Annotated in this window: 17 protein-coding genes; 10 read left to right on the forward strand and 7 right to left on the reverse strand. The window is 62.6% G+C overall.

The genetic code is table 11. The features are described from left to right. The first annotated feature begins 137 nt into the window (after positions 1 to 137). Positions 138 to 341, forward strand: coding sequence for a hypothetical protein (locus IEX25_RS17135; protein WP_188716695.1), 204 nt, complete (start codon positions 138 to 140; stop codon positions 339 to 341). A 602-nt stretch (positions 342 to 943) separates the two neighbouring features. On the opposite strand, the gene IEX25_RS17140 is transcribed toward IEX25_RS17135, so the two are convergent. After that, on the reverse strand, positions 944 to 1,960 hold the full coding sequence (locus IEX25_RS17140) for a sensor histidine kinase (RefSeq protein ID WP_188716697.1): 1,017 nt from the start codon (positions 1,958 to 1,960) through the stop codon (positions 944 to 946). Between the two features lie 156 nt (positions 1,961 to 2,116). On the opposite strand from IEX25_RS17140, the gene IEX25_RS17145 reads away from it, so the two are divergent. Both IEX25_RS17145 and IEX25_RS17150 read left to right on the forward strand, forming a co-directional pair. Further along, positions 2,117 to 3,106: an HWE histidine kinase domain-containing protein gene (locus IEX25_RS17145; RefSeq protein ID WP_188716699.1), complete on the forward strand. Its 990-nt coding sequence runs from the start codon at positions 2,117 to 2,119 to the stop codon at positions 3,104 to 3,106. Positions 3,107 to 3,123: 17 nt separating this feature from the next. Beyond that, the gene (locus IEX25_RS17150) at positions 3,124 to 3,510 is read left to right on the forward strand and encodes a response regulator (RefSeq protein WP_188716701.1); all 387 of its coding nucleotides are present in this window, start codon (positions 3,124 to 3,126) and stop codon (positions 3,508 to 3,510) included. Positions 3,511 to 3,640: 130 nt separating this feature from the next. Here IEX25_RS17150 and IEX25_RS17155 read toward each other — a convergent pair whose 3' ends face one another. Then, positions 3,641 to 3,820 (reverse strand): hypothetical protein, encoded by a 180-nt coding sequence (locus IEX25_RS17155; protein ID WP_188716702.1) that lies wholly within the window; start codon positions 3,818 to 3,820, stop codon positions 3,641 to 3,643. Beyond that, on the reverse strand, positions 3,813 to 3,992 hold the full coding sequence (locus IEX25_RS17160) for a hypothetical protein (RefSeq protein ID WP_188716704.1): 180 nt from the start codon (positions 3,990 to 3,992) through the stop codon (positions 3,813 to 3,815). The genes IEX25_RS17155 and IEX25_RS17160 overlap by 8 nt, the downstream gene beginning before the upstream one ends. An 843-nt stretch (positions 3,993 to 4,835) precedes the next feature. Between IEX25_RS17160 and IEX25_RS17165 the strand changes: the two genes are divergently transcribed. Continuing rightward, entirely contained in the window at positions 4,836 to 5,903 is a 1,068-nt protein-coding gene (locus IEX25_RS17165) for an ABC transporter substrate-binding protein (RefSeq protein ID WP_188716706.1), read from the forward strand. Between the two features lie 94 nt (positions 5,904 to 5,997). After that, positions 5,998 to 7,236, forward strand: a complete 1,239-nt coding sequence (locus tag IEX25_RS17170) for an NAD(P)/FAD-dependent oxidoreductase (protein WP_188716708.1) — start codon at positions 5,998 to 6,000, stop codon at positions 7,234 to 7,236. A gap of 148 nt (positions 7,237 to 7,384) precedes the next feature. On the opposite strand, the gene IEX25_RS20170 is transcribed toward IEX25_RS17170, so the two are convergent. The 3 genes from IEX25_RS20170 to IEX25_RS17180 form a co-directional block, all read right to left on the reverse strand. After that, positions 7,385 to 7,597: a nuclear transport factor 2-like protein gene (locus IEX25_RS20170; RefSeq protein WP_229665382.1), complete on the reverse strand. Its 213-nt coding sequence runs from the start codon at positions 7,595 to 7,597 to the stop codon at positions 7,385 to 7,387. Beyond that, positions 7,507 to 8,025, reverse strand: a complete 519-nt coding sequence (locus IEX25_RS20395; protein ID WP_308421453.1) for a cupin domain-containing protein — start codon at positions 8,023 to 8,025, stop codon at positions 7,507 to 7,509. Before IEX25_RS20395 ends, IEX25_RS20170 begins: the two co-directional genes overlap by 91 nt. A gap of 162 nt (positions 8,026 to 8,187) precedes the next feature. Beyond that, entirely contained in the window at positions 8,188 to 8,895 is a 708-nt protein-coding gene (locus tag IEX25_RS17180) for a GntR family transcriptional regulator (RefSeq protein ID WP_188716710.1), read from the reverse strand. A gap of 134 nt (positions 8,896 to 9,029) precedes the next feature. On the opposite strand from IEX25_RS17180, the gene IEX25_RS17185 reads away from it, so the two are divergent. The 3 genes from IEX25_RS17185 to ggt are packed head-to-tail and all read left to right on the forward strand — an operon-like array spanning position 9,030 to position 13,071. Beyond that, positions 9,030 to 10,076: a phosphotransferase gene (locus tag IEX25_RS17185; RefSeq protein ID WP_188716712.1), complete on the forward strand. Its 1,047-nt coding sequence runs from the start codon at positions 9,030 to 9,032 to the stop codon at positions 10,074 to 10,076. After that, entirely contained in the window at positions 10,073 to 11,383 is a 1,311-nt protein-coding gene (locus IEX25_RS17190) for an aspartate aminotransferase family protein (protein WP_188716714.1), read from the forward strand. Before IEX25_RS17185 ends, IEX25_RS17190 begins: the two co-directional genes overlap by 4 nt. Next, a complete protein-coding gene (gene ggt / locus IEX25_RS17195) occupies positions 11,380 to 13,071 on the forward strand; it encodes a gamma-glutamyltransferase (RefSeq protein ID WP_188716716.1) in 1,692 nt (563 codons plus the stop codon). The genes IEX25_RS17190 and ggt overlap by 4 nt, the downstream gene beginning before the upstream one ends. 20 nt (positions 13,072 to 13,091) lie before the next feature. Here the strand turns inward: ggt and IEX25_RS17200 are convergent, their stop codons facing one another. Next, the gene (locus tag IEX25_RS17200; RefSeq protein WP_188716718.1) at positions 13,092 to 13,862 is read right to left on the reverse strand and encodes an IclR family transcriptional regulator; all 771 of its coding nucleotides are present in this window, start codon (positions 13,860 to 13,862) and stop codon (positions 13,092 to 13,094) included. 157 nt (positions 13,863 to 14,019) lie between these two features. Between IEX25_RS17200 and IEX25_RS17205 the strand changes: the two genes are divergently transcribed. Both IEX25_RS17205 and IEX25_RS17210 read left to right on the forward strand, forming a co-directional pair. Then, positions 14,020 to 15,297 carry an ArgE/DapE family deacylase gene (locus IEX25_RS17205; RefSeq protein WP_308421451.1) on the forward strand — a complete coding sequence of 426 codons (1,278 nt, stop codon included), beginning with the start codon at positions 14,020 to 14,022 and terminating at the stop codon, positions 15,295 to 15,297. A gap of 60 nt (positions 15,298 to 15,357) precedes the next feature. Further along, positions 15,358 to 16,569: an ABC transporter substrate-binding protein gene (locus IEX25_RS17210; protein WP_188716722.1), complete on the forward strand. Its 1,212-nt coding sequence runs from the start codon at positions 15,358 to 15,360 to the stop codon at positions 16,567 to 16,569. Positions 16,570 to 16,609 lie beyond the last annotated feature (40 nt).

Here is a 16,609-nt window from a genome sequence, read left to right on the forward strand (position 1 = left end):
AATGGCTGCGGTGAAGCAGACGCCGCCGGTAGCTCTGTCCGCGTCAGGAAGTTTGCGACCGGCGTTGAGGATGTGACCGCACCACGAAGGCATCTGTGTGCAGGAGGGGTCACGACGCGCTGCTCTTGGTGAACCAGATGGCACAGGTGCCCGATCTTCCGGCCGGAGCGCCGATTGCCCCGACAGCAGCCCTGACCCAGGATGAACTGGCCAGCGTCTACCGTCTGCCGCAGCGGGGCGACGATGAGAACTATGCCGTTGTGAACGGACAGGTCGTGCGGCTGAACGACAGGAACTACGAGCTGCTTCAGATGATCCGCGTTGCACGGGCCATTCTTTGAACAAGAAAGACCCGCCTGGCAGGGCGGGCCTTCGGTTCTTGCCTTGGTCGATGTGGTGGCTAACAACCCTGTAGGCGCAAGACAACAGATTTTTACAACCAAAACTTGTCATCTGTGTGCCATTCCCGGAGAGTGCTTCCGTATTTCGAGAGAGGGAGAGGCGTTATCTATCGTTCGAGCCGCAGGTCGTATTTGCATGAATGCTCCTGGCGCAGGTCACGGCGAACAGAAGGCCCGGCTCCCTGGTGGTCGACTTCATGCATGTGAAGGCCGGCCCAACAGCGGCAATCCTGCGTGCCGACAGAGCCGCTGGGTTTTGCAGCGGAACCGCGACCACGGCCACACGTTCATCACTCCGAAGCCCAGTGGCCGGCGGATGCGGCCACAATTTTCTCCCTCTCTCACTCCTCTGATGCCCGGCGTTCCTGCGCCGGGCTTTGCGTTTCAGCCTCGGCCATGAGGAGTGATCGCGTCTGAGGGGAGGGAGTTGATCCAGTGCGGCTTTATTATCAGATAACTTGACCAGCGAAGACATCTCAGCTGGCCATTCCGCTCGCCGTCGTCTCCTCTTTCCATCCCCTCACCACAGGCGCTTGGTGCGGTCAGACGCCGTGCTCGGGAAGATCCGCGGACAGTCGCGCGGAGCTGACGTCCAGGACGGCATGCATGCCGCTGGTCGTGAACTGCCGCGAAAACGATCCCTCCAGCTGATCCTGCAGGGCCAGTTCGCACATGATGGTGCCAAAGCCCTGCCCGGGCATGGCTGGCCCTGCATGCTCCGGGGCGAAGGTCTCGTCCCAGTGGATGATCAGCCGGTTGCCTTGCCGCTCCGTGTTGATGGCCAGCCGACCGGTGTCGCGGGACAGGGCCCCGTATTTGACCGAGTTCGTGGAAAGCTCGTAGAAGACCAGGGCCAGCGGTGTGACGGCGGCCTCGCTGACCAGGACATCCTCGATGGCTAGGTCGACCGGCAGTGAGCCGGCGAAAGGCTCGAGGATCGCCTCGAGAAGTCCGCGCAAGGACCGCTTTTCGGAGATTGCGGCATTCTCCTCGCCAGTTCCAGGCGCCGTCAAGGAATGGGCAGCAGCCAGGGTCAGGAAGCGTCCGCGCATCTGGGTGACCAGGTCCTCGACTGTGGATGTCTGCCGGCTGCAAAGGTTCAGGAGGCCGCTGGCGATTGCGAAGCTGTTTCCGACCCGATGCTTCATCTCCGACAGGAGCAGGCGCTGCTGCTCGGCCGCACGATGCTGGGCGGTGATGTCCCGGGCGATCTTGGAGGCGCCGATGACCTGACCATGCCTGTCGCGGATTGGCGAAATGCTGACCGAGATCGGAAACAACTGGCCGTTCTTCTTGCGCCGGATTGTCTCGAAATGCTGGATGCGCTCGCCCCGGCGCAACCGGCTGATGAAGTCGACTTCCTCATGCTGCCGGTCTTCGGGGATGATGAGGGTGATGGACCGCCCGAGCACCTCATCGGAGCGGTAGCCGAACATGCGCTCTGCGGCGGGGTTCCAGCTCAGGATGATGCTGTTCAGGTCCTTGGCCACGATCGCATCGTTGGAGCCTTCGACGATTGCCGCGAAATGCTGCTGCAGGTTCTCGTCCAGAAGCGACATGGTGATATCCCGGTGAAAGCGCGCATCCGCAGTTGAAGCCCAATATGATGGCAGAAGACAAGAGCATGTTGCCGCACACGTCATCACCGACATGTCTCTATCCGCCAAGGCGTTGAGCCGCTATGCTTTTTCATGAAGCGAGACGCTGGAGCAGCCGTGGATCTTGACGAACTTTACCGCGTGCTGCGCGGCTCGCATGTCCAGGCCGTCAGCATCGTCAACACGCTGCGCGACCCGCTGGTGGTGCTGGATGACGCGTTCAGGGTCCTGACCGCCAACCCGGCCTTCTACGACACCTTCTCGACCAGCCGGGACGAGACGATCGGGACGGCCCTGGCCGATCTTGGCGAGGGCCAATGGAACATCCCCGAGTTGCGCCTTCTGCTGGAGCAGGTGATCCCCAGAAGCACCTCGGTCATCGACTACGAGGTGCGGGCCAGGTTTCCCCAGATCGGCCCGCGCACCATGCTGGTCAGTGCCCAACGCCTGAACCATCCCGACAGCGGCCAACGCATCCTGCTTCTGACCATCGTGGACGCCACCGAGCGCCAGCAGGCCGAGGCAGACAAGGACATCCTGATCGGGGAACTGGGCCACCGGATCAAGAACCTTCTGGCGGTGACCCGGGCGATCGCGCGGCGGACCGAGGTCGAGGGGCGCAATGCCGAGGAATACCGCGACGACTTTCTGGGCCGCTTCGATGCCCTCGCCCGGTCGCTGGCCGTCTCGGCCCAGCATTCCGATGCCGACCTGGCCCAGTTGGTCCATGCGGTGATGAAGCCCTGGCTTGGGGACACGCGCGCCATCACCCTGGACGGGCAGGGGGCCATCGCCCTGCTGCCCAGGCAGGCCATGTCCCTGGGGATGATCCTGCACGAACTGGCCACCAATGCGATCAAGCACGGCGCCTTGTCGGTTCCCGGCGGGCAGCTGGACATCGCCTGGAGCCTTGCCGAGGACAGGGAGGGCCACCGCCAGGTGCATCTTCGCTGGCGGGAAAGCGGCGGGCCGGAAGCCTCGCCGCCCGAGGCCACGGGCTTCGGGACCCGGCTGATCCGGTTTGCCACCGAGGTCGACCTCAGGGGCCGGGCGGAACTGAGCTATCGTCCAGACGGTTTGGTGGCTGATCTGACCTTTCCCCAGTAGTGCTTCCCGGTTGGCCGATGTCTGACAAGCCCGCTTCATGCCGCCCAGGCGACCGCGTTTCCGTGCTGGTCGTCGAGGACGAGATGATGATCGCCCTGGATGTGCAGATGATGCTCGAGGACAATGGCTATGCCGTCCTGGGTCCGGTCGGCTCCGTGGAAGGCGCCTTGCGCCTGCTGGACGACACCCGCCCCGATGCCGCGGTGCTTGACGGCAACCTGCGCGGCCAGCCGGTGGAGCCGGTCGCCCGGCGGCTGCGGGGCCTGGGGGTCCCCTTCGTCCTCTCGTCCGCCTATGACAACGCCACCTTTGCCGACCATGAAGCCCTGGCAGGGGTCGAGAATGTCCGCAAGCCGGTCACCGAGGCACGCTTGATGGTCGCGCTCGAAAAGGCGCTTTCGTAGGACAGGGTGCCGGGAGCACCGCACTTCCAGGCCGAGGCGTGTTCTGTCTGGCAGCTGCAGCCTATGACCATTAGGCCCTTGCCAGGCTTCTCCTGCATGTGCCGCACGTTCGTATCGTATCGCTCGGGCGTCAGTGAGAGTGATCTTCTTGCCAGGGCGTCATGTTCCCCGCCTGCACGATCTCCACGGTTCTCACGGCAATATTTGTGGCGGCCTCCTCCGTCAGCCCGGCCTCCGCGCAAGCCTGCAAGACCGCCTCGAACAGGGTGCCATACCCTTCGCGGACGTGCCGGTCCGTGTTCCTAGTCATCGGAACCCCTCCTGGGATGCGCCTTCGCCCGCAACGCCACTGCACGTCGCGCCATGTCCTGGCCTTCGACATCGGACATGCCCATCGAGTTGCACGCGAACCTGATGCGGGCGGCGACAACCTCATCCGATTGCCGGTCTTCTGCCATTTCCGTCATGATGCGCCCTTTCATGGCTAAGCGCTCACCTGATCATGGCAGTTCCATCAATGCAAATCACCTCAGGAAGATGACCCGGGGTCTGGGTTGGCTGGTCCGCGACCAGGTCGGTCACACGCTTTCCAAGGAGCAGCAGGCGCTGCCCCCTGAGATCTCACGATTCCAATTCATGATCTTCGCCATCTGCCCATTGCGGGAGAGAAAACATAGCCATTGAACAGGAATGACCCGCAGAAGTTGAATCCCCCGTGTCGGCGGAACCTGACGGAGCGGAACACATGATCACTCACGGCGAGGCTGTCCGACTGAGGGACGAACGCCTGGTCCGGGCTGTCAAGAGCGCGGAGGAGGCGAGTGGCTTTCGGACCGGGATCCGATATTCCGAGCGGGGTCGCCATCTGGTCCAGGTGTCGCTTGTTCCCCGAAGATATTGGTGGATCTGCGATCTGGATGACGAGGGCAGGCTCTTCAACTGCCGGATCATGACCACAGAGGATTACGCCCGGATGAGTGAGAGGCCTCGCCACTGAAGTGCCGCGGGCTTCCTGATTGCCCTTGGGCTACGGAGGACCGTCCAGAACGACGGGGCCAGGGCAGTTGACCAGACATCCTGATCGGCGCGGCTTCCCGTATCAGCCTCGCCGTGCCTTGCGGGCCGCTTAACGCTGGTCGCGCATGGCCTCATCGCAATAAACTTGCGCACGAAGGCGGCGTCAGGATGTCCAGCTTTTACATCGACAAACAGAAAAATAGAAATATCCTCCTCTTGGACAGGCAGGCGGTTCACATGCTGACTGCCTGATCGCGTTCGCAAAGGACGCCAAGAAAACAAGAACAATCACCAACAGGAGGGAGAACATGAAGACTGTCCTTGCAGTCACAGTCGGACTGGCGGCGTCGGGCATCAGTGCTCAGGCCGAGGAGATCAACGTAATGTCGTGGGGAGGCGCCGTGGCGGCCGCCCAGATGGAGGCCTATCACAAGCCCTACATGGCCGAGACGGGCATCAAGATCAATTCAATCGATGCCGACAACCCTGCCGTTCCCATCAAGGCGCAGGTGGAGGTCGGCAACGTGACGGTTGATATCGCCGATGTCGAGCCTTCGGATCTGGTCCGGCTCTGCGACGAGGGGCTGCTGGAGCAGCTTCCCATCGACGAACTTCCCGACGGCAGTGACGGCACGAAGGCCGCCGATGATTTCATCGAGGGCGGCCTTTATGACTGCGGTGTGGGGATCCTCGTTTATTCCACGGTGATCGGATACCGCGGTGACCAGCTGGAAGGTGTCACGTCGGCCAGCGACTTCTTCGATCTGGAGAAGTTTCCGGGCAAGCGCGGCCTGCGCAAGGGCGCCAAGTTCTCGCTTGAACTGGCCTTGATGGCCGATGGCGTCGAACCCGCAGACGTCTACACGGTTCTTGCCACACCCGAAGGGGTCGACCGAGCCTTTGCGAAGCTCGATACCATCAAGAACGACACCGTGTGGTGGGAGGCAGGGGCGCAACCCGTGCAGCTTCTGGCCGATGGCGAGGTCGTCATGACCACCGCCTATAACGGGCGGCTGTTCGATGCGGCCATCAACGAGAACAAGCCCTTCGAGATCCTGTGGGACAACCAGATCCTCGACTTCAATCTTTACGTGATCCCGAAGGGGGCACCCAACAAGGATGCGGCCTGGACCTACATCAAGTGGGCCACCCAGAGCGAGCGACAGGCCGAGCTGACGCGCTACATCAGCTATGGGCCGGTGCGGAAATCGGGTTCGGCAGGGGTCGGCCTCTACAAGGACGACAAGACCGAGATGGCGACCTATCTTCCGACCTATCCGGAATACCTGGATGACGCCTTGACTTCGGATGTCGAATTCTGGGCGAACTACGACACCGAACTCAGCGAACGGTTCAATACCTGGCTGGCGAACTGATGGCGAGGGTGGCGGTCGATCTGCCGCCGCCCTTGTTCATGAACCGAAGGAAACGGCGATGATGGGCGATGCGTGACGTGGTGCGGTCCTTGCCATGAAGCATGTCGGAGTGATCGGGGCAGGGGCCGTGGGGCTTGCCTGTGCCTTCCATCTTCGCAGGGCGGGTTGCCGGGTCACCCTTGTCGATGGCACGGGCGCGGTATCGGGGGCTTCCTACGGCAATGCCGGGACATTCGCCCCCTATGCCTGCGTTCCGGTGAACAATCCTTCGGTGTTTCCCAACATCCCGCATTACCTGCTGTCGAGTGACAGTCCATTCCGCATCAGGCCGGCCTATGTGCCGCGGATGCTGCCCTGGCTGGCCTCGTTTCTGCGCCATTCGACGGCCGGCCGCTCGCGAGCATCCTCGGCTGCGCTTGCCACGCTGCTCCTCAAGGCGCAGTCCGGGTGGGATCCCATACTGGACGCGGTGGGACGTGACCTCATCGACGGGCAGGAATGCCTTTATCTTTACGAAACAGAAGCCGCTTTCCACGCCTCACGGCCCGACCTGGGCTATCGCAAGCAGCTTGGCGTCGCATTCGACCTTCTGACGCAGGCTGATATTTCTGCCTTGGAGCCGGCACTGGCCCGTCGTTTCACCCAAGGGGTGCTTTTCCGGGGCAGCTGGCGCTTTCGGTCGCCGCACCGGCTGCTGCTGCAGCTAGCCGAATATCTTGCCCGACAGGACGTGCTCCTGATCCGAGAGGAGGCGTGCCGGATAGAAACGGGCGATGAGGGCGCGATCCTGCACGTCAGGACGGGCGCACCGCTTGCCTTCGATCAGATCGTCCTTGCCGCGGGGGCAAAGTCGCGCGCCTTGGCCGCAAGCTGCGGCGACAGTATCCCCTTGGATACGGAACGAGGCTATCATGTGGCCTTCCAGGCGGGCGAAGGCCTGCTGTCCCGCCCCTGCGGTCTGGCTGAACGGGGCATCTACATGACCCCGATGATGGGAGAGTTGCGTGCAGCGGGCACGGTGGAACTGGCGGGCTTCACGCAAAAACGCAGCACCGGCCTCTTGAACCATATCGAATCCTCGGCTCGCGCCGCAGTGCCCGCGCTAAGTGGTCCCACCACCACCTGGCTGGGCTTCCGCCCCACCTTGCCTGACGGCTTGCCGGTCCTGGGCTTCTCGCGCCGATCGAAGCGGGTGATCTATGCGTTCGGGCATCAGCATGTGGGCCTGACGCTTGCCGGCATGACCGGCGAGATTGTTGCCGACCTTGCAACGGGAAAGTCCCTGCAGACCGACATCACTCCTTTCCTTTGTGATCGCTTTGGCCGCGGGTGATCCAAGTGCGGGCTCCGGCCCTCTATGACAGCTTGCTACCAAATATGCAGTTTTTACCTCGCAACGACTATGTGGAGTTGCTTAACTGCGATTCTGACAACAGGACCGACCTGCGTATAGACACATTTGCTAGGGCGTGACGGCGGGTTCAGTCTGTCTTGCGATAGCTATCCTGCCGAACAATGCGGTCGCCATCAAAGGTGAACAGGTCGCAGCCCACCACTTCGAGCACATTGCTTGCCGCGTCCCGCCCCTTAAAGTGCCACGAGGTCATGCCGGTTCCCCCTGCCACCGCGTGTTGCAGTCCGATCCAAGCGGTCTCGGGCCAGGCGGCGAATAGCGCAACGCAGGCAGCGCGCACCGCAGCGGCCCCTTCGTGTAGTTCGCCTGCGGGGGTTCGTAGCTGCAATCTTCGGCCATGCAGCCGATCACCCCGTCAAGGTCTCGGTGGTTGAAGCACTCGGCCAGCCGGGCGAGAGTGGCCAGCCGCGCTCGGGTAGGCGGGTCAACCACCTCAATTTCCAAGAAGGACAGCGGAGCGTCTTCGGCGTTTATAACATTGTGCTCAACCCCCATGCTTCGGGAATAGGGGACGCCGCAGGTCAGTCGCGCCTCGGCGTGCGTGCCGCCGGCATTGTCCAGCCGCAAGGTTCCGTCCGTCAGTGGTACCACGACATAATCATGCCCGTGCCGGTGCCAGCCGGTTTCAGCACCAGGAGCAAAGCGCCACTCAGTCACCCGAAAGCGGTCATCGTCGATATGAACGACTGGTTCGGCCTGCGTTCTCATTCCTCTTTCCTCCTTGCTGGATCGGACGAGCGAACGCCGACAGCACTAGTTGACTTTGAGTTTCGTCCACTGTGATATGATATCACAAGGATTAGAGAAGGGATCTGAAAAGGGAGCAGGATGCAGGATCGCTATCATTACGATGTCACTGAGCGACCTCGTCTAGGCCTGTGTGCGAGTGGTTTGCATCAGAGCCAAGTTGCTTCCGCCCCCTGCCAGTTCGCAGATGCGCGGCAACATGGCATCGGCTGCCAAAGAAATGTCGTGCACCATCGCGGCGCGTACACCGGCGGCATCGCCTTCGCGCAACCGGGACAGGATCGCACGATGGGCGTCGTTGGCGGTGCCGCCAAAATCCGCATTCGCAAACAGCTCGTTCATGTAGACGCCGACCTCGCCCCACAGGTTCTCGATGATCCGCAGCAGCCGAGGAGAGCGGGCGGTGTGGTAGATGGCGAAGTGGAAGCGTTGGTTCAGCGCCACATAATCACCGTGCCGGTTTTCAGCCAATGCCGTGTCGATCGCGCCGACAAATTCCGCAAGTTGGGCCAACAGCGCCGGAGTTGTAAAGCCGGCCGCCATCTCCGCCGCCAGCCCCTCAAGTTCGCAGCGGATGCGGAAGAGTTCTATGAACTTGACCGGGTTCCAGTCTGGAACCGCGATCGAGCGGTTCGGCAACATCTCGAGCAGCCCTTCGCCGACCAGGCGCTGCAAGGCTTCGCGTATCGGGGTCGTCGAGATGCCATAGGCTTCAGCCAGTGCGCGCAACACCAGGATCTGCCGCGGCGCAAACCGGCCGGACATCAGTTCCTGCTTGATTGCAGCATAGGCCTGATCGTTCAGTGCTCTGTATTCGAGACGTTCGGTCATTGCGCTTCGGTCCTGGCAATTGCTGCGCGGTGGGAAGGCACCGGCAAATTCTGCCAAAAATGCCCAAGAACCAGCGTACTGACAAGGCGCGCTCCCATGCTCGTACGCAGCCGCGCCTCACGCAAGGATGTCCCATGACCACCGACAGCGAGATCCTGAGCGCGTCCCCGCCGCGGATCGACCCCGATGAGGCTTGTGACTTGGCACTGCGCCATTATGGGCTGCGGGTCGAAACGGTGAAGCCGCTGGCGTCCGAGCGGGACCAGAATCTGCTACTGGCGGATGGGGAAGGGCGACGCTGGGTGATGAAGCTGGCCAACCCTGACGAAAACCGGTTGTTGACCGACTTTCAGGCGGCCGCAATGTGCCATCTCGAGGCCGAGGAGCCCGGCCTTCCGGTCCCCCGACTGCGGCGCAGCCTTGCGGGCTCAAAGGTATGCGAGTTGCAACTGCCCGACGGCAGGGAAACTTCGCTGCGGCTGCTGAGCTGGCTTGAGGGTGTGCCGCTGATCGATGCGCCGCATTCGACCGCGCAGCGCCGGGCACTTGCTCGCGTCCACGCGCGGCTGTGCACAGCCTTCGCGGGATTTGCGCATCCGGGGCAGGACCAGTACCTGCAATGGGACAGCAGCAAGCTGCACCGGATGCGGAACCTGCTGCCTCATGTAGCGGGCGAGGAAATGCGGCGGCTCGTCGCTACGGTGCTGGATGATTTCAGCCGTGTCGCCCTACCTGTGCTGCCGGGGCTCCGGCGGCAAGTGATCTACAACGACCTGAACTTCCATAATGTGCTGGTGGACGCACGGGAACCCGATCGCATCGTCGGGATCATCGATTTTGGCGATATTGTCACCGCGCCGCTGGTCAACGACTTGGCGGTGGCAGCTTCCTATCAGTTTGGCCCTAACGGCAACCGTGTCGAGGCGGGCGAATTCATTGCCGCCTGGATGCGCGAACTGCCACTGACAGGGGCCGAGGTTGCGTTGCTGCCGCTGCTGATCGAGGCGCGGCTGACGTTGACGCTGATCATTACCGGCTACCGAGCCAGCCGCTATCCAGAGAACGCGCCTTATATCCTACGAAACAACGCGCCGGCGCGCGCCGCACTAGCAGAGATGCGCAGCCTCAGTGCGATGCAGAACGCCGAATGGATTTCCAGTCTGGCAAAGGAGGCCGCATGACTCGCAGCCATGAGGCTATGGCTAACGCCTTCATACCCGGCAAGGTAATGCTGCCGCCCGAGACGGAACAGCTGATCGCCCGGCGCGACCGGTTGCTGGGCCCCGCCTACCGGCTGATGTATGACGAGCCGCTGCATTTTGTGCGGGGCGAAGGGGCGTGGCTGATCGACGCCGCGGGTCGGCGCTATCTGGACGCCTATAATAACGTGACTTCTTTGGGCCATTGCCACCCGACGGTGGTAGCGGCCATTGCGGAGCAGGCTGCGACCCTCGCTACCAACACTCGTTATCTGCAAGAGGGTATCCTTAATTTGGCCGAGCGGCTGCTGGCCACGATGCCCCAGGGGCTAGACCGGATGATGCTGACCTGCACCGGCAGCGAGGCCAACGACCTTGCGTTCCGCATCGCGAATTCGGCGACCGGCGGCAGCGGGGTGATCGTGACCGAAACCGCCTATCACGGCATTACCGATGCAGTAGCGCAGTTCTCGCCTTCGCTGGGCGTGGCGGTCGACCTAGGAGCGCATGTCGAGATCATCCCGGCACCGTGCGCCCTGACCGAAGGCGAGGGAGGCTTTGGCATCGCGATCGAAGCGGCTATCGCACGGCTGCGCCGCCGCGGCATCCGGCCTGCGATGCTGATCGTAGACACAATGTTTACTTCGGACGGGGTGTGGCCTGGGCCGACCGGATTTCTTGCCCCCGCGGCAGCGGCGATCCGCCAGGCCGGGGGGGTGTTCGTCGCCGACGAAGTGCAGCCCGGCTTTGCCCGTACGGGCGAAGCGTTCTGGGGGTTCCAGCGTCACGGAGTCGTGCCGGACATCGTGACCATGGGCAAGCCAATGGGCAACGGCTATCCTGTTGCAGGACTGGCGATCGGTGCTGATCTGGTTGAGGACTTCGGCCGAAACGCCCGATACTTCAACACTTTTGGCGGCAACTCTGTATCCTGCGCCGCAGCACAGGCGGTCCTGCAGGTGATCGAGGACGAGGGCTTGCAGGAGAACGCCGACCGTATGGGTGCGCGGCTGGTGTCAGGCCTTGCGGCTCTGTCTCAACGCCACGCGTTGTTGTCGGCGCCGCGTGGGGCGGGGCTGATGATCGGGGTCGAAATCCGCCGTGATGGCGGCCCCGACCGGATGGCGGCGGCGGCCATCGTCAACGGGCTGCGGCGCGAGGGCGTCCTGATCAGCTCGTGCGGCAAGGACCAAAACGTCCTAAAAATCCGCCCGCCGCTGATCATCGGCTCGGCTGAGGTTGATCAATTCATCGAAACGCTGGACCGGGTTTTGGAGGGTTTGCAATGACGCATTCGCAGTGGCGCGATCGGGCGGCGGCCCGGTTTGAGACGGAAAAGCATCCAACCCGATCACGTGATGGCATGGTAGTGTCGAACCACCCATTGGCCAGCGCTGCCGGCGCCGAGATGCTGGCCGCCGGTGGAAATGCCGTTGATGCTGCGATTGCCACCCTGTTCACGCTGAGTGTGGTCGAGCCCATGATGGTGGGGATCTTTGGCGGTGGCATGGCGCAAATCCGCATGGCAGATGGGCGCCATGTGATCCTCGATGGGCAGAGCCAAGCGCCCCTAGCGGCGCGCCCTGACATGTTCCGCCCCACCGGGTTGGGTTACGAGGTCGAAGGCCGCGCCAACACCCACGGCGCAACTGCCGTTGCCACGCCTGGCACGCTGCGCGGCTGGTGCGACGCGCTTGCGCGGTTCGGGACTATGGCGCTGCCCGACGTGATCGAACCCGCGATCCGCCATGCCCGGCGCGGCTTCGTCGTCACTCCTTATCTGGCCGCATGCGCGGGCGAGGCATGCCCGGACCTTTCCAGCGACCCTGAAGCGCGGCGGCTGCTCACCAACGATGGCGCGCCTCTGAGGGCAGGGCAGCGGCTGGTGATGGCAGATTACGCCCAGACGCTTACCCAGATCGCCGCCGAGGGGCCCGAGGCACTCTATACCGGCGAACTGGGAGCCCGTATCATCGAGCGGCTGCAGGCCGCGGGATCTGTGATGACGCGCGAGGATCTGGCGCAGGTCACCAGCATCGAGCGCGAACCCGTCCGAGGCGAGTTCCGAGGCCACCACATCTTCGGGCCGCCGCCGCCATCTGCTGGCGGGGTGCATGTCATCCAGATGCTGAAGATTCTGTCAGGCTTTGATCTGGCGGAAATGGGCTTCGGTTCGGCCGAAGCTGCGCATCTGACTGCCGAGGCGCTACGCATTGCCTTTGCAGACCGCGCCGCCGCCACAGCCGATCCGGCCTTTATCGATGTCCCCGTGGCGCGGCTGATTTCAGAAGATTACGCCGCCGATCGCCGCGGACGCATCGCCCTGGAGCGGACGCAGGCCTGGCACCCCGGCGTCGCCCCTGGTGCGACGCCCGCCGAGGCACATACCACCCATGTGACTACCGCCGACCGCGAGGGCAACATTGTCAGCACTACCCAGACCATCAACGCATTGTTCGGAGCACGGATGGTTATTCCGGGGACAGGCATCATTCCGAACAATTACATGGCGCTCTTTGACCCGGTTCCTGGTCGCGCCAACTCCATCGCGCCGTGCAAGCGCGTCACCACGTCAATGGCGCCAATCATCGTAACCAAGGAGGGTCGGCCCCGCCTGGCGCTCGGCGTGCCCGGCGGGCTGCGCATATTTGGCTCGGTCATGCAGGCACTGCTGAACCTCCTGGAATATCGCATGACCCTGCAGGAAGCAGTCGAGGCACCGCGGCTCTGGACCCAAGGGGCCGAGTTGGAGTTGGAAGAGGGCTTCCCGACCGAAGTAGGGGACAGCCTGCGCCGCAAGGGTTGGCAGATCCTGCGCCTGCCACATGTCGGCGGCGGCATGTGCGCTATCGCCTTTGACGACAAGGCGATGGAAGGTGCTGCCTGCTGGCGGGCGGACGGTATCGCCATTGGTCTGGGCGGTGGGCTGGCGCGGGCTGGCACGCGATTCTGGCCGGACAGCCCGGCGGGACGCTGAGGATGCCCGTCTCAGCCCCTCTATGGCTGCGGCAAACCAGGGTCCGGTCCCAGACGCACGCCGATAGCCACCGACGCTTCCCGCAGCACTGCCAGCAGTGCCTGCTGGCTGTCAGCGGTGGCGAGCTTGGTGGTGCTCGCTGTGATGGAGATCGCACCGACAAAAGCGCCGCTGCGATCCATCACCGGAACGCCCAGCCCGGCCATGCCGACGTAATAGTCGTTCAGCGTCAGTTCGTGCCCCTGCGCACGGATGCGGGCGGCAGCGCGCCGCAGCTCGTCCGGATTGGTCTGGGTCGCGCTGGAGAAGCGCGGCTGCGGGCGCGACAACCAGGCGGCACGCGCCTCGTCGTCCAGATGCGCCAGCACTACCCTCGGACCCGAGGCCACGTTCATCGGCAGAACCGTGCCGGGGGTGGACCAGAATACGTCTTGGAACTCGCCCGGTGCGCGCACCCGGTCGATGCAGATTGCGCCTTCGGGGTCCTTAATCCAGAAGAAGCTCGTCATCCCGCTGCGTTCAGTCAGCCATTGCAGGAAGGGGGCAGCGGTTTCCCGCAGAGCCCGCATCCCCAGCACAGCAGGCTGAAGTTTCAGCACACCAATACCAAGCCCCCAGCACCGCTCCGACTCGTCGCGTCGCACCAGCCCCTCGGCAGCCAGTGCCATGAGCAGCCGCCGCGCCGTATTCTTGTCCAAGTCGGCGGCGCGGGCCACCTCGGTCAGCGACAGCATTGGCTGCGACATCGAAAAGCTGCGCAGGATCGCGGCAATACGTTCTACCGCCCGCATCTCCTGCGGGGAGCGGGGGGAGGCATTAGGCTTAAGGTCAGATATGCTCACGAGATGTATCACCTATTGATACAGGCTAGTTGCCTATTGACTTGCAAAGGTCAACAGGCCTTGCTGTGATTACAAAAAAATCGAAGAGACTGGAGGGGGGGCAATTTTGAATACAGAACTGAGTGACGCGATCATGCGTGCCGTTGATGAAGGGTTCAACGATCAGGTCGCTTATACCCAGAAGCTTGTGTCCTATGCTTCGCAGCGGGGTGAGGAATTCGCGATCCAGGATTTCATGTATCGGGATCTGGCTGCACGCGGTTTCAAGATGGACCGTTTCAACATGGACGAGGCGCAGTTGACCGCGCATGAGGGTGGAGCCCCTTTCTCAAAAGACCATTCGCGTGCGCCGATCGTCGTGGGAATCCATCACCCAAAGGAGGAAGAGGGTCGGTCGCTGATTCTGCAGCACCATCTGGATGTGGTGCCCGTGGGCCCTGAGGACATGTGGGAACAGGCGCCTTATGGGGGTACCATCGTAGGCGACCGCCTATATGGCCGCGGTTCGGGCGACATGAAGGCTGGCGCTGCTGCCAATGTCTTCGCGCTCGAAGCTCTCAAGCGGATCGGTCTGCAACCGGCTGCCACCGTTTACCTGCAATCCGTGGTCGAGGAGGAATCCACCGGCAACGGGGCGATGCAGACGTTCTTGCGCGGGTATACTGCCGACGCGGTGCTCATCCCCGAACCGGAAGACAACAAGCTGGTCCGCACCTGTGGCGGTGTGCTGTGGTTCGAGGTCGAAGTGCGCGGTATTCCTGTCCACGTGCGCGAGATGGGGGAGGGCGCTAACGCCATTGATGCCGCCTATCGCGTGATCGGCGCCTTGCGCGAAATCGAAGAAAAGTGGAACGCCGAAAAGCACCAGCACCGCGGATACGAGACCGAGCCCAAGCCGATCAACATGAACATCGGCATCATCGAGGGAGGGGACTGGGGATCTTCGGTTCCGGCCTGGTGCAAGTTCCAGGTTCGGGTCTCGATCTATCCGGGCCAGAATGCGCAGCAAAAGCTGCGCGAGATCATGGACCACATGGCGAATTTCGCGCGGGGCGACCGGTTCCTAGCGCAGAACCCGCCGAAGCTCACCCAGAACGGCTTCAACGCCGAAGGCTACTATCTGGAGCCGGGGTCCGAGGCTGAGGCCGCGCTGGCGCGGGCGCATGAGAACGCCTTTCGCGCGCCGCTTGAGACGCTGACTACCCCGGCCTACCTCGATGCGCGGGTCTATGCGCTTTACAACCGCGTACCGACCCTGTGCTATGGACCAGTCTCGCGGAACATCCACGGGTTCGACGAATATGTCAGCCTGGAATCCCTGCGCAACGTCACCAAAACCATGGCGCTGTTCATCGCCGACTGGTGCGGCACCGAGCCTATCTGAAACCGACCTTCACCAAGCTGTCCGACGCCAGATCGGATGGCCATAACCACAGGGAAGATCATGAAGCAGACCAGAACCATTCTTGCCGCCCTGATGGGCGCGACCCTACTAACCGCGCCCGCGCTGGCAGAAGAGATCAAGATCGGCGTCGTCGGGCCGCTGACTGGCCCGGCCGCAACCTCAGGCCTCGCCATGCGCGAGGCTTATCAGTTTGTCGCCGACGAGGTAAACACCGCCGGCGGCATAGAGTTGGATGGTGAAAAGCACACGCTGAACCTGATCTTCGAAGACAGCGCATCGCGTCCTGAAATGGGTGTTTCGGCCGCGCAGAAACTACTGACGCGCGACAACGTGGACCTGATGATCGGCGACACCTTTGCCTCATCTGTCACCATCGCTCTGATGGATGTGGCAGCGTCTTATGGCAAGTTCGTGATGAGCGGACAGCCAGTGTCATCCGAGATCGCCCGGAAGGTCGAAAGCAATCCTGAGCAATTTGCAAACTTCTGGAAATCGAGCTGGAACTCTGACGCCTACGCACAGGCTGTGTTTGAGGCTGTGCAGGGGCTGACGGAAGCGGGCAAGTTCTCGCCCGAAGACAAGAAGATCGCCTTCGTGTTCGAGGACACCGATTACGGCAAGTCGAACACCGAATACGCGCTGCCGCTGTTCACCGAGGCTGGATGGACCGAGGTCGGGCATGAAGCCGTACCGCTGGGTCACTCCGACTTCTATCCGCAACTGTCCAAGCTCCGCGGGGATGCGCCGGACGTGCTGGTTTCGATCTTCACTTCGGTCAACTCGGGAATCGCACTGACCAAGCAGATCAAGGAAACCGGTCTCGATACGCTGCATGTGGCGATCTACTATCCGCTGCGTCCCGAATTCCACGAGGGCATCGGTACGGATTCGGAAAACATGCTGTGGACGCCAATGCTTTACGATCCGGTGAATAACGAAAAGCACAAGGCGCTTTACGACATGCTCGAGGCCAAGGGCATCACTGCGAACGGCGACCACGCGCAGGGCTACTGCCAGTTTGCTATGCTGGTGGATAACATTAAGCGGGCGGGCACAGTTGAGCCGGAAAAGCTCTCGGAAGCCTTCGCTACAACGGATTTTGACTGCTACACTGGTCGGTTCGTCTATGACACCACCAACCACACTCCCAGGATCGGGCCGGAGTTCCTGCCGGTTGCTGTGGCGCAGGTGCAGGACGGGGTCAGCAAGGCGGTCTGGCCCGCAACCTCAGCCACGGCCGAGTTCAAGTAATCGCCTGACCGCAAGATCCTGCCGGGCCCGCGGGTCCGGC

The organism is Paracoccus acridae (genome assembly GCF_014642735.1).
GTDB lineage: Bacteria > Pseudomonadota > Alphaproteobacteria > Rhodobacterales > Rhodobacteraceae > Paracoccus > Paracoccus acridae.

What these genes read in the sequence shown, in the direction of transcription:
- IEX25_RS17135 (WP_188716695.1), top strand. Translation starts at nt 138, where the DNA reads ATGGCACAGGTGCCCGATCTTCCGGCCGGAGCGCCGATTGCCCCGACA.
- IEX25_RS17140 (WP_188716697.1), bottom strand. Translation starts at nt 1,960, where the DNA reads ATGTCGCTTCTGGACGAGAACCTGCAGCAGCATTTCGCGGCAATCGTC.
- IEX25_RS17150 (WP_188716701.1), top strand. Translation starts at nt 3,124, where the DNA reads ATGTCTGACAAGCCCGCTTCATGCCGCCCAGGCGACCGCGTTTCCGTG.
- IEX25_RS17155 (WP_188716702.1), bottom strand. Translation starts at nt 3,820, where the DNA reads ATGACTAGGAACACGGACCGGCACGTCCGCGAAGGGTATGGCACCCTG.
- IEX25_RS17160 (WP_188716704.1), bottom strand. Translation starts at nt 3,992, where the DNA reads ATGAAAGGGCGCATCATGACGGAAATGGCAGAAGACCGGCAATCGGAT.
- IEX25_RS17165 (WP_188716706.1), top strand. Translation starts at nt 4,836, where the DNA reads ATGAAGACTGTCCTTGCAGTCACAGTCGGACTGGCGGCGTCGGGCATC.
- IEX25_RS17170 (WP_188716708.1), top strand. Translation starts at nt 5,998, where the DNA reads ATGAAGCATGTCGGAGTGATCGGGGCAGGGGCCGTGGGGCTTGCCTGT.
- IEX25_RS20395 (WP_308421453.1), bottom strand. Translation starts at nt 8,025, where the DNA reads ATGAGAACGCAGGCCGAACCAGTCGTTCATATCGACGATGACCGCTTT.
- IEX25_RS17180 (WP_188716710.1), bottom strand. Translation starts at nt 8,895, where the DNA reads ATGACCGAACGTCTCGAATACAGAGCACTGAACGATCAGGCCTATGCT.
- IEX25_RS17185 (WP_188716712.1), top strand. Translation starts at nt 9,030, where the DNA reads ATGACCACCGACAGCGAGATCCTGAGCGCGTCCCCGCCGCGGATCGAC.
- IEX25_RS17190 (WP_188716714.1), top strand. Translation starts at nt 10,073, where the DNA reads ATGACTCGCAGCCATGAGGCTATGGCTAACGCCTTCATACCCGGCAAG.
- ggt (WP_188716716.1), top strand. Translation starts at nt 11,380, where the DNA reads ATGACGCATTCGCAGTGGCGCGATCGGGCGGCGGCCCGGTTTGAGACG.
- IEX25_RS17200 (WP_188716718.1), bottom strand. Translation starts at nt 13,862, where the DNA reads ATGCGGGCGGTAGAACGTATTGCCGCGATCCTGCGCAGCTTTTCGATG.
- IEX25_RS17210 (WP_188716722.1), top strand. Translation starts at nt 15,358, where the DNA reads ATGAAGCAGACCAGAACCATTCTTGCCGCCCTGATGGGCGCGACCCTA.